The 13,975-nt window shown below is 72.8% G+C and carries 14 protein-coding genes and 1 pseudogene; 3 read left to right on the top strand and 12 right to left on the bottom strand.

The features are described from left to right. Positions 1–206 precede the first annotated feature (206 nt). The 6 genes and pseudogenes from pyrE to ACFWBY_RS25700 form a co-directional block, all read right to left on the bottom strand. Positions 207–743, bottom strand: coding sequence for an orotate phosphoribosyltransferase (gene pyrE / locus ACFWBY_RS25725; protein WP_385344342.1), 537 nt, complete (start codon positions 741–743; stop codon positions 207–209). A gap of 113 nt (positions 744–856) precedes the next feature. Then, complete coding sequence (locus tag ACFWBY_RS25720) at positions 857–1,645, bottom strand: aldose 1-epimerase (RefSeq protein WP_385344339.1); 789 nt, start codon at positions 1,643–1,645, stop codon at positions 857–859. A gap of 113 nt (positions 1,646–1,758) precedes the next feature. Further along, a complete protein-coding gene (locus tag ACFWBY_RS25715; protein WP_385344336.1) occupies positions 1,759–2,691 on the bottom strand; it encodes an SRPBCC family protein in 933 nt (310 codons plus the stop codon). Between the two features lie 74 nt (positions 2,692–2,765). Beyond that, on the bottom strand, positions 2,766–4,412 hold the full coding sequence (locus ACFWBY_RS25710; protein ID WP_385344333.1) for a polyamine aminopropyltransferase: 1,647 nt from the start codon (positions 4,410–4,412) through the stop codon (positions 2,766–2,768). A 282-nt stretch (positions 4,413–4,694) separates the two neighbouring features. Beyond that, a pseudogene (locus ACFWBY_RS25705) lies at positions 4,695–5,198 on the bottom strand (DUF2617 family protein); the annotation flags it as partial. A gap of 416 nt (positions 5,199–5,614) precedes the next feature. Then, a complete protein-coding gene (locus tag ACFWBY_RS25700) occupies positions 5,615–5,878 on the bottom strand; it encodes a hypothetical protein (protein WP_385344331.1) in 264 nt (87 codons plus the stop codon). A 134-nt stretch (positions 5,879–6,012) separates the two neighbouring features. Between ACFWBY_RS25700 and ACFWBY_RS25695 the strand changes: the two genes are divergently transcribed. Further along, positions 6,013–7,203, top strand: a complete 1,191-nt coding sequence (locus tag ACFWBY_RS25695; protein WP_385344328.1) for a pyridoxal phosphate-dependent aminotransferase — start codon at positions 6,013–6,015, stop codon at positions 7,201–7,203. A gap of 94 nt (positions 7,204–7,297) precedes the next feature. On the opposite strand, the gene ACFWBY_RS25690 is transcribed toward ACFWBY_RS25695, so the two are convergent. Continuing rightward, entirely contained in the window at positions 7,298–7,573 is a 276-nt protein-coding gene (locus ACFWBY_RS25690; RefSeq protein WP_385344325.1) for a prevent-host-death family protein, read from the bottom strand. Between the two features lie 18 nt (positions 7,574–7,591). Then, the gene (locus tag ACFWBY_RS25685) at positions 7,592–8,008 is read right to left on the bottom strand and encodes a DUF3224 domain-containing protein (RefSeq protein WP_385344344.1); all 417 of its coding nucleotides are present in this window, start codon (positions 8,006–8,008) and stop codon (positions 7,592–7,594) included. A 44-nt stretch (positions 8,009–8,052) separates the two neighbouring features. Between ACFWBY_RS25685 and ACFWBY_RS25680 the strand changes: the two genes are divergently transcribed. Then, positions 8,053–9,231 (top strand): mannosyltransferase family protein, encoded by a 1,179-nt coding sequence (locus ACFWBY_RS25680; protein WP_385344322.1) that lies wholly within the window; start codon positions 8,053–8,055, stop codon positions 9,229–9,231. 19 nt (positions 9,232–9,250) lie between these two features. On the opposite strand, the gene ACFWBY_RS25675 is transcribed toward ACFWBY_RS25680, so the two are convergent. Next, positions 9,251–9,796, bottom strand: a complete 546-nt coding sequence (locus ACFWBY_RS25675; protein ID WP_385344319.1) for a YbjN domain-containing protein — start codon at positions 9,794–9,796, stop codon at positions 9,251–9,253. 248 nt (positions 9,797–10,044) lie between these two features. Continuing rightward, entirely contained in the window at positions 10,045–12,645 is a 2,601-nt protein-coding gene (clpB, locus tag ACFWBY_RS25670) for an ATP-dependent chaperone ClpB (RefSeq protein ID WP_385344316.1), read from the bottom strand. A 122-nt stretch (positions 12,646–12,767) separates the two neighbouring features. Here clpB and ACFWBY_RS25665 point away from each other — a divergent pair, with 122 nt between their 5' ends. Beyond that, positions 12,768–13,205, top strand: a complete 438-nt coding sequence (locus ACFWBY_RS25665; RefSeq protein WP_385344313.1) for a pyridoxamine 5'-phosphate oxidase family protein — start codon at positions 12,768–12,770, stop codon at positions 13,203–13,205. A gap of 180 nt (positions 13,206–13,385) precedes the next feature. On the opposite strand, the gene ACFWBY_RS25660 is transcribed toward ACFWBY_RS25665, so the two are convergent. Both ACFWBY_RS25660 and ACFWBY_RS25655 read right to left on the bottom strand, forming a co-directional pair. Further along, positions 13,386–13,697 (bottom strand): (2Fe-2S)-binding protein, encoded by a 312-nt coding sequence (locus ACFWBY_RS25660; RefSeq protein WP_385344311.1) that lies wholly within the window; start codon positions 13,695–13,697, stop codon positions 13,386–13,388. After that, entirely contained in the window at positions 13,697–13,903 is a 207-nt protein-coding gene (locus tag ACFWBY_RS25655; RefSeq protein WP_385344308.1) for a hypothetical protein, read from the bottom strand. Before ACFWBY_RS25655 ends, ACFWBY_RS25660 begins: the two co-directional genes overlap by 1 nt. Between the last annotated feature and the right edge of the window lie 72 nt (positions 13,904–13,975).

Genomic DNA, 13,975 nt, shown 5'->3' with positions numbered 1-13,975 from the left:
GGGGGGGGGGGGGCGGGGGGGGCCCGGGCCCGCGGCGGGGGCCCCCCCCCCCCGGCGGGGGCGGCCCCCCGGGGCGGGGCGGGGGGGGTGGTTCCCCCCCCACCCCCCCCCCCCGGCCGGAAAAGCCCAGGTCAGAAGCTGCCCAGGAAGTGGTCGGCAGGGGCCGGGGACCTAAGTCACCAGTTGAGCGACCCCTTCCGCTCTTCTCAAAGACCGAGATCGCCCAGCTGGTAGCCGGTGAGGTAGGGCAGGCCGGCCGCGGCGATGGCGTCGGCCGCACCCCGGTCGACGATCGTCGCGACGGCGACGACCTCTCCGCCGGCCTCGCGGACGGCCTCGACGGCGGTCAGCGGGGAACCGCCGGTCGTCGAGGTGTCCTCGACGACCAGGCAGCGCTTGCCCTTCACGTCGGTGCCCTCGATGCGGCGCTGCATGCCGTGCGCCTTCTGAGCCTTGCGGACGACGAAGGCGTCCAGGGTCTCGCCGCGCGCGGCGGAGGCGTGCAGCATCGAGGTGGCGACCGGGTCGGCGCCCAGGGTCAGGCCGCCGACGCAGTCGAACTCCAGGTCGGCGGTGAGGTCGAGCATGACCTGCCCGACCATCGGGGCCGCCTTGCCGTCGAGGGTCACCCGGCGGAGGTCGATGTAGTAGTCGGCCTCCAGGCCGGAGGACAGGATCACCTTGCCGTGCACGACGGCCTTGTCCTTGATCTGCTGCAGAAGCTCATCGCGTACGTCACTCATGGGCACGAGCTTAGGCCCTGCCCGGGCGGACGACGCGGGCCCCACGGCGCGTGGGAGCGGCCCACGGGAGCCGCCGCCGGGGACCCGGGCCGGGCGCCACTGTGACGACGGGTCTACGGGAGCCGCCGCCAGCTCCACGTCGAGGAGATCTCCAGCGGGTCCACCGGGGTGACCAGCTGCGGGAGGCTGTTCAGGCCGTTCGGCGGGCCGGACTGCGGCTCCACGCAGACCGCCTCCGGCTCCTCGTCGTAGACGACCACCCACTCGGAACGGCCGGCGACCTTCAGCTCCAGCTCGCCGGGCCACGTGAGCGTGACGTCGACGCCGTACGGCATGCCGAAGCAGTCGTCCCACGGGCCGGGCTTGGGATCGATGCGGTTGCCGGTGGGCAGGTGGTCGGCGCCGCGCTCCTCCTGCCAGGCCGCGTCGAAGGCGATGCGCACGTCCTCGCCGCCGTTGCCCAGGTTGCGGTGGAACCAGGGGTGCCAGCCGGCCTGCGCCGGGAAGGAGTCCCCGTACGTCTCCACGCCCATGGTCAGGGTCAGCGCGTCCTCGCCGAGCTCGAAGATCTGGGTGACCATGCCCTCGTACGGCCACGGGTCGGTGAGCGGGTACGTGAACACGGCTTCCGTACCGGTGGCGCGGGCGCGGCGCCAGGCGGCGTCGCGGCCGAAACCGTGGATGGCGTGCGGCGGGAGGTTGAGCGGCAGCTGGTGCAGGGTCGCGCCGTCCTGGAACTGCCCGTCCCTGGTGCGCCCGCACCACGGGACCATCGGGAAGGAGCCGTAGTGGGCCCCTTGGCGCAGCAGCTCCGTCCCGTCGATGCGCAGACTGCTGATCCGGCAGCCGTTCTCCTGGTCGATGGTCACCTCGGCGCCGCCGGCGCGCAGTTGCGTACTCATGCGATGACCTTAGCCAGCCGGACCAAGTGCTCAGGCCCGCACGGCGGTGCGGGCGGGTTCCTCGGCGGCGCCGGCGGCGTCAGGGTGCGGCCGCCGGCTGGTGGGTCCGGGGGTCAGCCGCGGCGGCGGAGGGCGCGGCCCAGGAGGACCGCCGAGGCGACCGCGACGGCGGCGGCGGGGGCGATCCAGCGCAGGCTCGCGCCCGCGGAGGCGGCGCTGGGGGCGGGGACCGGGGCGTAGCGGCCGCGCGGCGGGGCGTGGTCGACCTCCTCCGCGCTGCGGCCGATCATCGTGCGGCGGGCGTGGGCGGCCTCCGCGGGCGGGCGCTGGGGCCCGCCGGGGTCCCCGAAGCCGGCGCCGCCCTCGAAGCCGCCCTCCAGGAACGGGTCGAGCGACGGGGGCGGAACGTCGGTGTCGAACACGGACGCGGTGACCTCGGTGACGCCCGGGTCGGAGTCGGAGTCCCCGTCCGGGTCCAGGTCCGCGTCCAAGCCCGCGTCCGTGTCCTCGACGGCCGCCGCGTCCCGGGCCTCGGCCACGTCGTCGACCCAGTCCTCGTCGGGCGCTTCGGCCACGTCCGCGACCGCGTCCCGGTCGCCCGCTCCGGGCAGGTCCGTGACCGCGAGGGCCGCGAGGTGGCCGGCGGCACGGTCCAGGAGACGGTGTGCGGCCGTGGCGGCCGCCTCCGGGGAGAAGCCCGCGGCGCGACCGTCGGCGGCGCCCTCGGCCGTGAACGCCAGCCGGGTGCCGCCGTCCGCCTCGGTCAGGCGCAGGACCAGGGAGAGCTTCACGCCGCCGCTGCCCCGCACCTCCGTGCCCTCGCCGTCGACCGCGAAGTGGTCGGGGTCCCGCTCGGTGACGGCCAGGGCGCCCCGGTAGGTCACGGTGTGCCCGCCGACCCGCACCTTCATCCGGCCGGACAGCGGTCCGGCCCCGCTGTCGGCGTCCTGCTGGAGCCCCGGCACGCAGCGCGCCACCCGGGCGGGATCGCGCAGCACGGCGCGGACGTCGGCGGCGGGGACCGGAACGAACACCTGATGCTCCATGCGGTCGAGCCTACCGACGCGGCCGCTTCCCGTCAGTGAGGCGGCGAAGTCAATGAGGGACGGGACCTCGATCCCTACGAGTACCTCGGGTGCGGGAGCGTCGACGGCGGCAGGCCCGGCACGCGGACCCGTTCCGCGTCGCGGGCGGCGTCGGCGAGGGACTGCGTGGACAGGGAGCGCAGGGAGGGCGTGTCCTGGTCCACGCGCAGCCTGGGTACGGCTTCGCGGGCGGCGAGGACGAAGCCCCAGTCCTGCGGCGGCGGGGCGGCGGCGGAGGCGCCGAGCACCCGGTCGGGCCCGGCGGCGAAGCCCGAGAGGCGGCCGCCCGCGCTGTAGGGGGCGGTGCGCAGGCCGGCCGCGCGCAGCGTGGCCTCGACGGTCCAGTACGAGCGGGGCCTGGTGGCCAGCGGCCCGGCGTGGACGGCGAGCCGCCCGCCGGGGCGCAGGGCCCGCGCGGCCAGCCCGTAGAACTCCTGCGAGTACAGCTTCGTGCTGGGGGTGATCCCGGGGTCGGGCAGGTCGGAGACGATGACGTCGAAGCGGGCGCGGGCGGCGGGCCCGCGGAGCCAGCGGAAGGCGTCCTGGCTGACGACGCCGAGTCGCGGGTCCTCGTACGCCCTGCCGTTGAGCGCGGAGAGCATCGGGTCGGTGCGGGCGAGCCGCACGACTCCGGAGTCGAGCTCGACGACGGTGACGGAGGCGACGTCGCCGTAGCGCAGCACCTCGCGGGCGGCGAGGCCGTCTCCGCCGCCGAGGACCAGGACCCGGGTGTGGGGGCCGGTCATGGCGGGGTGCACGAGGGCCTCGTGGTAGCGGTACTCGTCGTAGCCGCTGACCCGCAGGCGGCCGTCGAGGAAGAATTCGAGGGAGCGGGGGGAGCCGGTCGCGGGGCCGGTGAGGACGAGTTCTTGGACCCCGGTCTGCACGGCGACGCGGACCTCGCCGCCGTAGACGGCGCGGCGGGCGACGCGTTCGAAGTCGTCGGCGAGGACGGTGGCGCAGGCCAGGACGGCGAGGACGGTGATGTTGGCGGCGATGAGCAGCCAGCGGGCCCGGCGGCTCAGGTCGCGGCGGAACAGCCACAGGACGAGGCCGCTGCCGACGGTGGCGTTGACGGTGCCGGTGAGTACGGCTCCGGTGAGCTGGCCGAGGACGGGCAGCAGGAGGAAGGGGAAGGCGAGGCCGCCGACGAGGGCTCCGACGTAGTCCGCGGCGAACAGGTCGGCGACGGCGCCGCCCGCGTCCTGTCTGCGGATGCGCTGGATGAGGACCATCAGGAGCGGGATCTCGGCGCCGATGAGGACGCCGATGGCGAAGGAGAAGGCGATGAGCGCGGGCCGGGACTCCCCCAGCCAGGCGAAGCTGGCGTAGAGGGCCATGGCGGAGAGGCCGCCGAGGAGGGCGAGGCCGGCCTCGATCGCGGCGAAGCCGAAGGCGGGGCGGTCGCGCAGCGCTTTGGCGAGCAGGGATCCGACGCCCATGGCGAAGACCATGACGGACAGCACGACGGACGCCTGGGTGACGGAGTCCCCGATGAGGTAGGAGCCGAGGGCGAGCAGCTCCAGTTCGTAGACGAGCCCGCAGGCGGCGCAGACGAACACGGTGGCCAGCACGAGGAGTCGGCCGGTCCGGGGCCGGACGGGAAGGGCGGCCGGGACGCGGGCCACGCCGCGCGGCTCCGGAGCCGGGAGCACCCCGCGCGGGGCGGAACGGTCGATCATGCAGCGAACCGTACGTCACGGCCTGCTTGCATCCAGTCACCCACATGGGTGTAAGTGGCGCACTGGTTCGGTCAGTTGGCGTAACCGCTCCGCAACCCCGCGACAGCCGCGCGCGGGGTGCGGGGTGCGGCCACGGGCCTAGATGAGCGCCGGCGACTCGGCGGGGGCGGGGGCCCGGACGGGGGCTGCGAGGGGGGCTCGGACAGGGGCTGCGAGGGCAGCTCGGACGGGGGTCGCGACCCCGTCCGCCGTCGCGCCCGCCGCGCCCGCGCCCGTGGTGCCCATCCGTACGCCGACCCGGGTGCGGGTCGCCACCAGTTGTCCTTCCTGCGGGTAGGCGTGCCAGGTCCGCCACCGGATCTGGCCCTCGTAGCGCTGCGCGAGCATGGCGGTGAAGGCGTGCGGGCTGCCGGGGAACGTTCCGGCGAGCCCGTTCGGGTGATCGGCGACCAGCGCGAGCAGTTCCTGCGCCCGCCCCGCGAAGGAACCGCGCGACAGGGTCTCGACCCGCGCGGCGAACTCGTACTCCCAGTCGCCCACGCGCTTGGCCACGCCGAGCGGCAGGGGCGTGCTGCTGCCGGGCATGCAGGCGACGGTCTCCGAGCAGTACACGTCACCTTCCTCCAGGAGTACCTGATGGGAGGCTCCGAGCAGGCGCAACTCCACTTTGGCGCCGTCCAGTTCGAGATTGAGTACGGCCAGGGCGGGCAGCCGGTCCCGACCCAGGGCCCAGGCGAGATCGGCGGCACGCGTGTCGGTATAGGTGGTCTGGAGGGTCGTGAGCATGAGTCGGCTCCGCAAACGCGCGAGGGAGATGGGCCGGGGCCCGCCAGCGGTAGTCAACGGGTGGGGGGACACCGGCACGGGTCCACAGGAAGTCCAGGGAGGTCCGAGGACTGGTCTACTCAACCGAGGGAATCATGAAAGGCACGGCACTCACAGCGTTTTTACCCAACTTGACGGGGTTTACATCCCCTCGGGGGCTCCACAGTTCACGTGTTCAACAGCATCCCGCCCGTACGCCGTAATGCGCGGTACCGACGCCCGAACAAGAGGACGCCCGACGGAAGTTGTCCCCGGCGGGCGTCTCACGTATTCCGGCGACGGACACACGGATCCAGGCATCCGTGCGTCGACGCTTCTTATGTCCACGCATCTGCGGTCCATGCGTCCACGGTTCACGCGAACCATGCTGCCCCGTGTCAGCTGGATCCGCATCCTCCGCCGCCGCAGGACGACGAGGAGGAGGAGCAGGAGGACGAGGAGGAACCGCACGAGGAGGACGAGGAGCCGCAGGAGGACCCGCTGCCACTGCCGCTGCCGCCCGCCCACCAGCTGTTGTTGCCGCCGGACCCACCCGAACCGCCGGACGCGTACCCGCTGCGGGCCGCGCGGCCCGCGACCACCCCGATGCACACGACCCCCACCGCCACGGCCACGCCCACCACGACCAGGACGACCACCATGCTCGTCCCCCCTTCCCGTCAAGGCCCCGGTCCCCCGGGGGTGCGGGATCCCCTGTCGTCCCGCGTACCGGGGGGATGCCCTCGGGCGGCGCGGCCCAAAGCACACTTGAGCAAGTCCAGAGCTTCACCGCAGGATGGCGCCCATGAGCGCTCCCGCACGCAGCAACCGTCCCTTCCTGAACCGCCGTCTGGCCGCCTTCGGCACGACGATCTTCGCGGAGATGTCCGCGCTGGCCGCCGCCACCGGGTCGATCAACCTCGGCCAGGGCTTCCCCGACACCGACGGCCCCGCCGAGATCGCCGAGGCGGCGGTGCGCGCGATCCACGACGGCCGGGGCAACCAGTACCCGCCGGGCCCCGGCGTCCCGGAGCTGCGTACCGCGATCGCCGACCACCAGCGGCGCTTCTACGGACTGGCGTACGACCCCGACACCGAAGTGCTGGTCACGGCGGGCGCCACGGAGGCCATCGCGGCCGCCCTCCTCGCCCTCCTCGAACCGGGTGACGAGGTCATCGCCCTCGAACCCTTCTACGACTCGTACGCCGCCTGCATCGCGATGGCCGGCGCGGTCCGCGTTCCGCTCACCCTGCGCGCCCCGGACTTCCGCCTCGACGTGGACGCGCTGCGCGCGGCGGTGACCCCGCGCACCCGGCTGCTGCTCCTGAACACCCCGCACAATCCGACGGGCACGGTCCTGACCCCGGCCGAGCTGGCCGCGATCGCGGAGCTGGCGGTCTCGCGCGACCTGCTGGTCGTCACGGACGAGGTGTACGAGCACCTGGTCTTCGAAGGCGCCCACACCCCGCTGGCCGGCCTGCCCGGGATGCGCGAGCGCACGATCACGATCTCCTCCGCCGGCAAGACCTTCTCGTTCACGGGCTGGAAGGTCGGCTGGGTGACCGGGACACCGGAGCTGGTGACGGCGGTCCGCTCGGCGAAGCAGTTCCTGACGTACGTCTCCTCCGGCCCGTTCCAGTACGCGATCGCCGAGGCCCTGGCGCTGCCGGACGCGTACTTCACGTCGCTGCGCGCCGACCTCGCGGCCAAGCGCGACCTCCTGTCGGCCGGCCTCACGGCGGCCGGCTTCGAGGTCTTCCGCCCGCAGGGCACGTACTTCATCACCACGGACATCACCCCGCTCGGCGAGACGGACGGCCTGGCCTTCTGCCGAGCGCTGCCGGAACGGTGCGGGGTGGTGGCGATCCCGAACCAGGTCTTCTACGACGACAAGTCGGCGGGCGCCACCCAGGTCAGGTGGGCCTTCTGCAAGAGGACGGCGGTTTTGGAGGAGGCGGTGGACCGCCTCGGTCGGCTGGCTCGCTGAGCAGCGAGCCAGATGGACGTGCGGGCATAGGGCCCGGCCTTTCAGCCGGAGCCCGTGCCGCACGGGAGAGACGAGCGATCGCCCTTCTTCGGGCTCACCCGCCCACCTCGACGGGACCCAGGTCGTCCCCGTCGAGCGGACGCAGTGCCTCCTTGAGCTGCTCCGGATCGGCGTTGATACGTGCCGTCGCCCTCCAGGAGACGAGCGCGCGGTGCACGGCCTCCCGCGCACCCAGCTCCGCCGCATCGGAAAGCGCTTCCAGGAGTTCCACGGTGAACGCGCGCATCTCTTCGTCGTCCAGGTGCCGCACCCACGGGAAGACTTCGGGCAGCGCCAGCAGGAGCGACCGGGCTCCGTCAGCGTGCTTCATGAGCGCGAGGACCCCGGGTCAGGAGGGGAGGTCGTAGTCGAACCAGATGTGGTGCGTGCCGTCCTCGGCGACGCGCAGGCCGCCCCCGCCCGTGATGCCCTTCAGGGCCGCCGTGCCGCTGCCCGGGACGATCGCGAAGTGCTCGGCGGCTCGGGTGGGGCCGCCGTCCGTGGCGGCCGAGTGCACGAAGTTGAAGGCGCCCCCACGGCCCTCGAGGGAGCCCTCGAAGGACTCCATGGCCACGTAGCTGCCGACGCCCGCCTCCTGGTCGAAGGCGGCCGTGAAGAGCGTGGCCGAGCGGCCCGTCAGGGTTTCGCCCTCGTAGTGTTTCTCCATCGTGGCGACTCCGACCGGGAGCCCGGTTTCCACGGAGGGCTCCGGGGTGAGCGCTGTCGGAGTGAAGCTGACGACCTTGAACGTTCCGGAAGCTCTCATCATCGGATGAGCGTACTCAGGCGAGACCAGGAAAGTCGGGATGCATGGCGACGGTGTCGAGCGGCATACGGACCGGGCTCGACGGGCTCCGCGGCCGCGGCGGGCGGACCGGGCGCCCCGGCGTCCTCGTCGCCCTCGGGGTCTACGCGGCCCTGCGCGGGGCCGGGGTGCTGGCGGTCGCCGTCGCCGCCTGGTGGGCCGGGCGCAGCCCCGTACGGGTGCTCGGCGAGTCCTGGGACTCCGTCTGGTACCTGCGGATCGCCGAGCACGGCTACGGCCGGACCCAGATCTGGCCCGCGATCGGGTCAGTCCAGAGCGACTCCGCCTTCTTCCCGCTCTACCCCGTCCTCATCCGCTGCGCCTCCGCGGTGCTGCCCGGCTCCCTGACCACCGCCGCGATCGCCGTGGCCTGGGTCGCCGCCGGCGCGGCGGCCGCCGGGGTCTACCGGGTGGGGGCGCATCTGCTGGGGCCGCGCGCCGGGCTGCTGCTCGTCGCGCTGTGGGCGGCGCTGCCGCACGCCCTCATGCTGACGCTCGCCTACACCGAGGCCCTGCTGGCGGCCTTCGCCGCCTGGGCCCTGTACGCCGTGCTCCGGGGCCGCTGGGGGTGGGCCGCGGGTCTGGCCGTGCTCGCCGGGCTGACCCGGCCCACCGGGATCGCGGTCGCCGCCGCCGTCGTGGCGGCGGCCGCCTTCGAGCTCTGGCGACGGCGGGGCCGGGCGCCCGCGCTGTGGGCCGCCGCGCTCGCGGCGCCGGCGGGCTGGGCCTCGTACGTCCTGCTGGTGGGCGTGCACCGCGGCGATCCCCTCGGCGGCTACTTCGCCGTCCAGAGCGGCTGGGGCTCGCGCTTCGACTTCGGGGCCGGGGCGGTCGCCTCCGCGCGGCACGCGCTGGGCGGCGGGCGCGTGGAGCTCGCCACCACCGTGACGGTGGTCCTGCTGGTGGCCGCGCTGGTCCTCGCCGGGCTCCTGGCCGCGGACCGCACGACACCGCTGCCGCTGCTCGTGTACACGGGCGTCCTGCTGGTGATGACCTACGGCGGCGCGGGGTTCTTCGAGTCGAAGCCGCGCTTCCTGCTGCCCGCGTTCCCGCTGCTGCTGCCGGTGGCGGCCCTCATGGCGAAAGCCCGGCCGCGCACCGCGGTCGTGGTGACCGGGGTGCTGGCCGGGCTGTCGTACGGATACGGGCCGTACCTGCTGCTCATGTCCGGAGTGGCGCCGTGAGGCCGCCTGGGACCTGGACCTAGTTGGTCCCGGTGCCGCCGTCCTCGTCGTCGCCGTCGGTGGAGTCGACGTCCTTCTCCAGGCCGAACTGCTCGACGAGCCACTTGTCGAACTCGATCGACGCGCGGACCCAGCTGACCGTGGAGGACACGAAGTGCTCCAGGTTCACGCCGGTGCCGATCAGCATCTGCGCCTCGCCGATCAGGCGGACGGAGCCGTCGTCGTGCGTGTGGCTGTAGACCTTCGGCCACAGGGTGCGGCGGTTCCAGTCGTCGATCGACTCGAGGAGCTGAGCCTTCTCGTCGATCTTGTGCGGGCGGTCGTAGAAGGTCCGAACGGAGAAGACCTGCTGCTCGTCCTCGCCGCGGAACATGAAGTAGGTGCGGAAGTCCTCCCAGGGCGCCGCGAGGTCGCCCTCGTCGTCGACGACGTACTTGAGCTCCATCTGCTCCAGGAGCTGCTTCACGAGGTCCTGGTCGGGGACCACGGGGCCCGCCGGTCCTGTGGCCTGCGGATCGGGCTGCTGCCCTCCGAAGTTCGGAATCGAGGCCGGGTCGATGCTCACCGTGTGACTTCCCTTCGTGCGGATACGGCCATCCTCCCCCATCGCGCCCACTCCGTGTCCACCCCCGCAGCCGCGATCCGCTCCGGGCGGACAGGGGTAGGACGGCCATAAGGGGGATGGATGCCCGTTCCGCTGGGTTTGCGTACGGGCGCCGGCCGGCCCGGACCGTACGGGCGCCGGCCGGCCCGGACCGGCTGGGCGGGGCCGGGAGCCGGCCCGCAGGGCCCCTGAGGGGCCCTGCGGGTGCCTCAGAGGGCCTTGCCGACCAGGAGGCCGTCGCCCGCCACCGAGACGCGGACGGTGTCGCCGTCCTTGACCTCGCCCGAGAGGATCTCCTTGGCCAGGCGGTCGCCGATCGCCGTCTGGATCAGGCGGCGCAGCGGGCGGGCCCCGTACGCCGGGTCGTTGCCCTTGTCCGCCAGCCAGGCCAGGGCCTCGGGCGTGACGTCCAGGGTGAGCCGGCGGTCGGCCAGCCGCTTGGCGAGCCGGCCGATCTGGAGCTCGGCGATGTGCGCCAGCTCGGACTCGCTGAGGGCCGAGAAGACCACGAGGTCGTCCAGCCGGTTGAGGAACTCCGGCTTGAAGGAGGCCCTGACCACGTCCAGGACCCGGGCCTTCTTCTCCTCCGCGGCCGTGGAGGGATCCGTCAAGAACTGGCTGCCCAGGTTCGACGTCAGGATCAGGATGGTGTTGCGGAAGTCCACGGTCCGGCCCTGGCCGTCCGTGAGGCGGCCGTCGTCGAGGACCTGGAGCAGGATGTCGAAGACCTCGGGGTGGGCCTTCTCGACCTCGTCCAGCAGGACCACCGAGTACGGGCGGCGGCGGACGGCCTCCGTCAGCTGGCCGCCCTCCTCGTAGCCCACGTACCCGGGCGGGGCCCCGACGAGGCGGGCCACGCTGTGCTTCTCGCCGTACTCCGACATGTCGATGCGGACCATCGCCCGCTCGTCGTCGAAGAGGAAGTCGGCGAGCGCCTTGGCCAGCTCCGTCTTGCCGACGCCCGTCGGGCCGAGGAAGAGGAACGAGCCGGTCGGCCGGTCCGGGTCCGCGATGCCCGCGCGGGTGCGGCGCACGGCGTCCGAGACGGCGCGCACGGCCTCGCCCTGGCCGATCAGGCGGCGGCCCAGCTCGTCCTCCATGCGCAGGAGCTTGTGGGTCTCGCCCTCCAGCAGGCGGCCGGCCGGGATGCCCGTCCAGGCGCCCACCACGTCGGCGATGTCGTCCGGGCCGACCTCGTCCTTGACCATGCTGTCCTTGGCCGCCCCGGACCCGGTCTGGGTGGCCTCCTCCTCGGCGGCTTCCGCGAGCTCGCGCTCCAGGGCGGGGATCTCCCCGTAGAGCAGCTTCGAGGCGGTGTCGAAGTCGCCGTCGCGCTGGGCCCGCTCGGCCTGGCCGCGCAGGTCGTCCAGGCGCTCCTTGAGCTCGCCGACCCGGTTGAGGGACTGCTTCTCCTTCTCCCAGCGGGCGGTGAGGCCGCGCAGGTCCTCCTCCTTGTCGGCGAGGTCCTTGCGGATCTTCTCCAGGCGCTCGCGGGAGGCGGGGTCGGACTCGTTCTTCAGTGCCAGCTCCTCCATCCGCAGGCGGTCCACGGAGCGCTGGAGCTCGTCGATCTCCAGCGGGGAGGAGTCGATCTCCATGCGCAGCCGGGACGCGGCCTCGTCGACGAGGTCGATGGCCTTGTCGGGCAGGAAGCGGGAGGTGATGTACCGGTCGGAGAGGGTGGCCGCGGCGACCAGCGCGCTGTCGTTGATGACCACCTTGTGGTGGGCCTCGTAGCGGCCCTTGAGCCCGCGCAGGATCGCGATGGTGTCCTCGACGCTCGGCTCGGCGACCAGCACCTGCTGGAAGCGCCGCTCCAGCGCCGGGTCCTTCTCGATCCGCTCGCGGTACTCGTCGAGGGTGGTCGCGCCGACCATGCGCAGCTCGCCGCGGGCCAGCATGGGCTTGAGCATGTTGCCCGCGTCCATGGCGGAGTCGCCTCCGGCGCCCGCGCCGACGACCGTGTGCAGCTCGTCGATGAAGGTGATGATCTGGCCGTCGCTGTTCTTGATCTCCGCGAGGACGGTCTTGAGGCGCTCCTCGAACTCGCCGCGGTACTTGGCCCCGGCGACCATCGCTCCGAGGTCGAGGGAGACCAGCCGCTTGTTCTTCAGGGATTCGGGGACGTCGCCCTTGACGATGCGCTGGGCGAGGCCCTCGACGACGGCCGTCTTGCCGACGCCGGGCTCGCCGATGAGCACCGGGTTGTTCTTCGTACGGCGGGAGAGGACCTGGACGACGCGCCGGATCTCCAGGTCCCGGCCGATGACCGGGTCGAGCTTGCCCTCGCGGGCCGCCGCCGTGAAGTCGGTGCCGAACTTCTCCAGGGCCTTGTACTGGCCCTCGGGGTCGGGGGAGGTCACCCGCCGCCCTCCTCTTGCGTTCTCGAAGGCGTCGCGCAGCTTCTTCGCCGTCGCGCCCTGGGTGGAAAGGATCTCCCCGGCGGCGCCGCCCTTGGCGGCGACGGCGATGAGCAGGTGTTCGGTGGAGAGGTACTCGTCACCGAGCTTGCCGGCCTGCGCGTCGGCCTCCGCCAGTACGGCGAGCAGATCGCGCGTGGGCTGCGGGGGCGCGACCGTGGAGCCCGTGACGCTGGGCAGGGCGGCGAGCAGGCGCTCGGCCCCGGCGCGTACGGCGACCTGGTCGGCGTCGGTCGCGGCCAGCAGGTCGGTGACGTTCTCGTTGTCCTCGCCGGCGAGCAGCGCCAGCAGCAGGTGCGCGGGCGTCAGGTCCGCGTGTCCGTCCTTGACGGCCCTGCTGGTGGCCGCGTTCAGCGCGTCCCGGCTCCTGTTGGTCAGCTCGGCGTCCACGGGCGGCTTCTCCTCTCACCTACGGTCACTAGGGTCACTGCACGGCTTGCGTGTAGTTCACACGGATAACCTACACAAAGTTGAGTCTATTCCACTCAAGGCTGGGATCGTAGTCTTCGCACATGTCGGCAACCTCCACAGCTCACGACGTGCTCGCCCCGACGCCCGAGTACCTCGCCTTCTGGCGGGAGCGGCACGTCTGCACCCTGACCACCCCGCGCCCCGACGGCACCCCGCACGTGGTTCCGGTGGGCGTGACGTACGACCCGGAGGCCGGGCTGGCACGGGTGATCAGCAACAAGAACAGCAAGAAGATCCGCAACGTCCTGGCGGCGCAGGCCGCGGGCGCCGGCCCGCGCGGCGGGGCCCGGGTCGCGGTGTGCCAGATGGAGGGGCGCCGCTGGGCGACCCTGGAGGGTCGCGCGGTGATCCGCACGGACGAGGCCTCGGTCGCCGAGGCGGTACGGCGCTACGCGGAGCGGTACGGGCGCACGCCGTCGCCCAATCCGGACCGGGTGGTCATGGAGATCACCCTGGACCGGGCCATGGGGCGGGCGTAGGCGGACGCGGGGCCCCCGCGGGCGGACGCGGGGCGCGGGCGCCCGGCCGGGGCCGCGCGAACCCTGTCCGGTTCAACCACTGGACACGGACATCACAGCGACGCCATCGTGGTCAGGTCCACGATGGCGTCGCTGTGTGGGGGTAGCGCCTGAGCGATCGTGACGACGGGGGGAATCGCTTCAGGCACTGCGGGGGGTGGCGGCGGATTCGGACTCAAAAAGCTGGTGATCACGCTGGTCCAGATTGACGAAGACCATGCCGTACCGGATTTCGCAGCGGACGGGCTGCGGGGCGCCGCGCGGGCGACGAAGGCACCGGTAGGCCCGGACGTCCTCGTCCTCCTCGCGCACGACGATGATCGGCTGGCCGAACAGGGTGACCTTCAGTGAGTCACCGGCATAGGGAATGGCGCTGGTGAGATCGATGAACTGCCAGCCGGAGCGGTACGCGGAGGCCATTTCGCGGCGGAAGCCGCTGTCGTCGGGGGTCATCAGTCCCAGCCAAGGTCGTGGGTGGATGCGGCGGTGGCCGTGCCGAGAGCGTTGGGAGTCGTGTCCCAGCCGAGGTCCGGCTTGCCTATCTCACCGGCTATCGTCTCGGTGCCCCCCACGTCCCCGCCGACGGCGCTGACTGCTCCAAAAACCGCAACGGCGGAGAACCCAATGGCAAGTACCGAGCGAAGCATTCTCTTGTACATGGTCGGCTTCGTCCTCACTTGATGGAAATCTTCTCCCCCGCGTGTCAGACGATGGCTCATTCGGGCACGTCA

This window comes from Streptomyces sp. NPDC060049 (assembly GCF_042736715.1).
GTDB lineage: Bacteria > Actinomycetota > Actinomycetes > Streptomycetales > Streptomycetaceae > Streptomyces.
The sequence above is the reverse complement of the archived record's forward strand: the minus strand, read 5'-3'. Positions and strand labels throughout refer to the sequence as shown.

Excerpts from the sequence above, each read along its gene's own strand:
- pyrE (WP_385344342.1), bottom strand. The coding sequence starts at position 743 with ATGAGTGACGTACGCGATGAGCTTCTGCAGCAGATCAAGGACAAGGCC.
- ACFWBY_RS25720 (WP_385344339.1), bottom strand. The coding sequence starts at position 1,645 with ATGAGTACGCAACTGCGCGCCGGCGGCGCCGAGGTGACCATCGACCAG.
- ACFWBY_RS25715 (WP_385344336.1), bottom strand. The coding sequence starts at position 2,691 with ATGGAGCATCAGGTGTTCGTTCCGGTCCCCGCCGCCGACGTCCGCGCC.
- ACFWBY_RS25710 (WP_385344333.1), bottom strand. The coding sequence starts at position 4,412 with ATGATCGACCGTTCCGCCCCGCGCGGGGTGCTCCCGGCTCCGGAGCCG.
- ACFWBY_RS25700 (WP_385344331.1), bottom strand. The coding sequence starts at position 5,878 with ATGGTGGTCGTCCTGGTCGTGGTGGGCGTGGCCGTGGCGGTGGGGGTC.
- ACFWBY_RS25695 (WP_385344328.1), top strand. The coding sequence starts at position 6,013 with ATGGCGCCCATGAGCGCTCCCGCACGCAGCAACCGTCCCTTCCTGAAC.
- ACFWBY_RS25690 (WP_385344325.1), bottom strand. The coding sequence starts at position 7,573 with ATGAAGCACGCTGACGGAGCCCGGTCGCTCCTGCTGGCGCTGCCCGAA.
- ACFWBY_RS25685 (WP_385344344.1), bottom strand. The coding sequence starts at position 8,008 with ATGAGAGCTTCCGGAACGTTCAAGGTCGTCAGCTTCACTCCGACAGCG.
- ACFWBY_RS25680 (WP_385344322.1), top strand. The coding sequence starts at position 8,053 with ATGGCGACGGTGTCGAGCGGCATACGGACCGGGCTCGACGGGCTCCGC.
- ACFWBY_RS25665 (WP_385344313.1), top strand. The coding sequence starts at position 12,768 with ATGTCGGCAACCTCCACAGCTCACGACGTGCTCGCCCCGACGCCCGAG.
- ACFWBY_RS25660 (WP_385344311.1), bottom strand. The coding sequence starts at position 13,697 with ATGACCCCCGACGACAGCGGCTTCCGCCGCGAAATGGCCTCCGCGTAC.
- ACFWBY_RS25655 (WP_385344308.1), bottom strand. The coding sequence starts at position 13,903 with ATGTACAAGAGAATGCTTCGCTCGGTACTTGCCATTGGGTTCTCCGCC.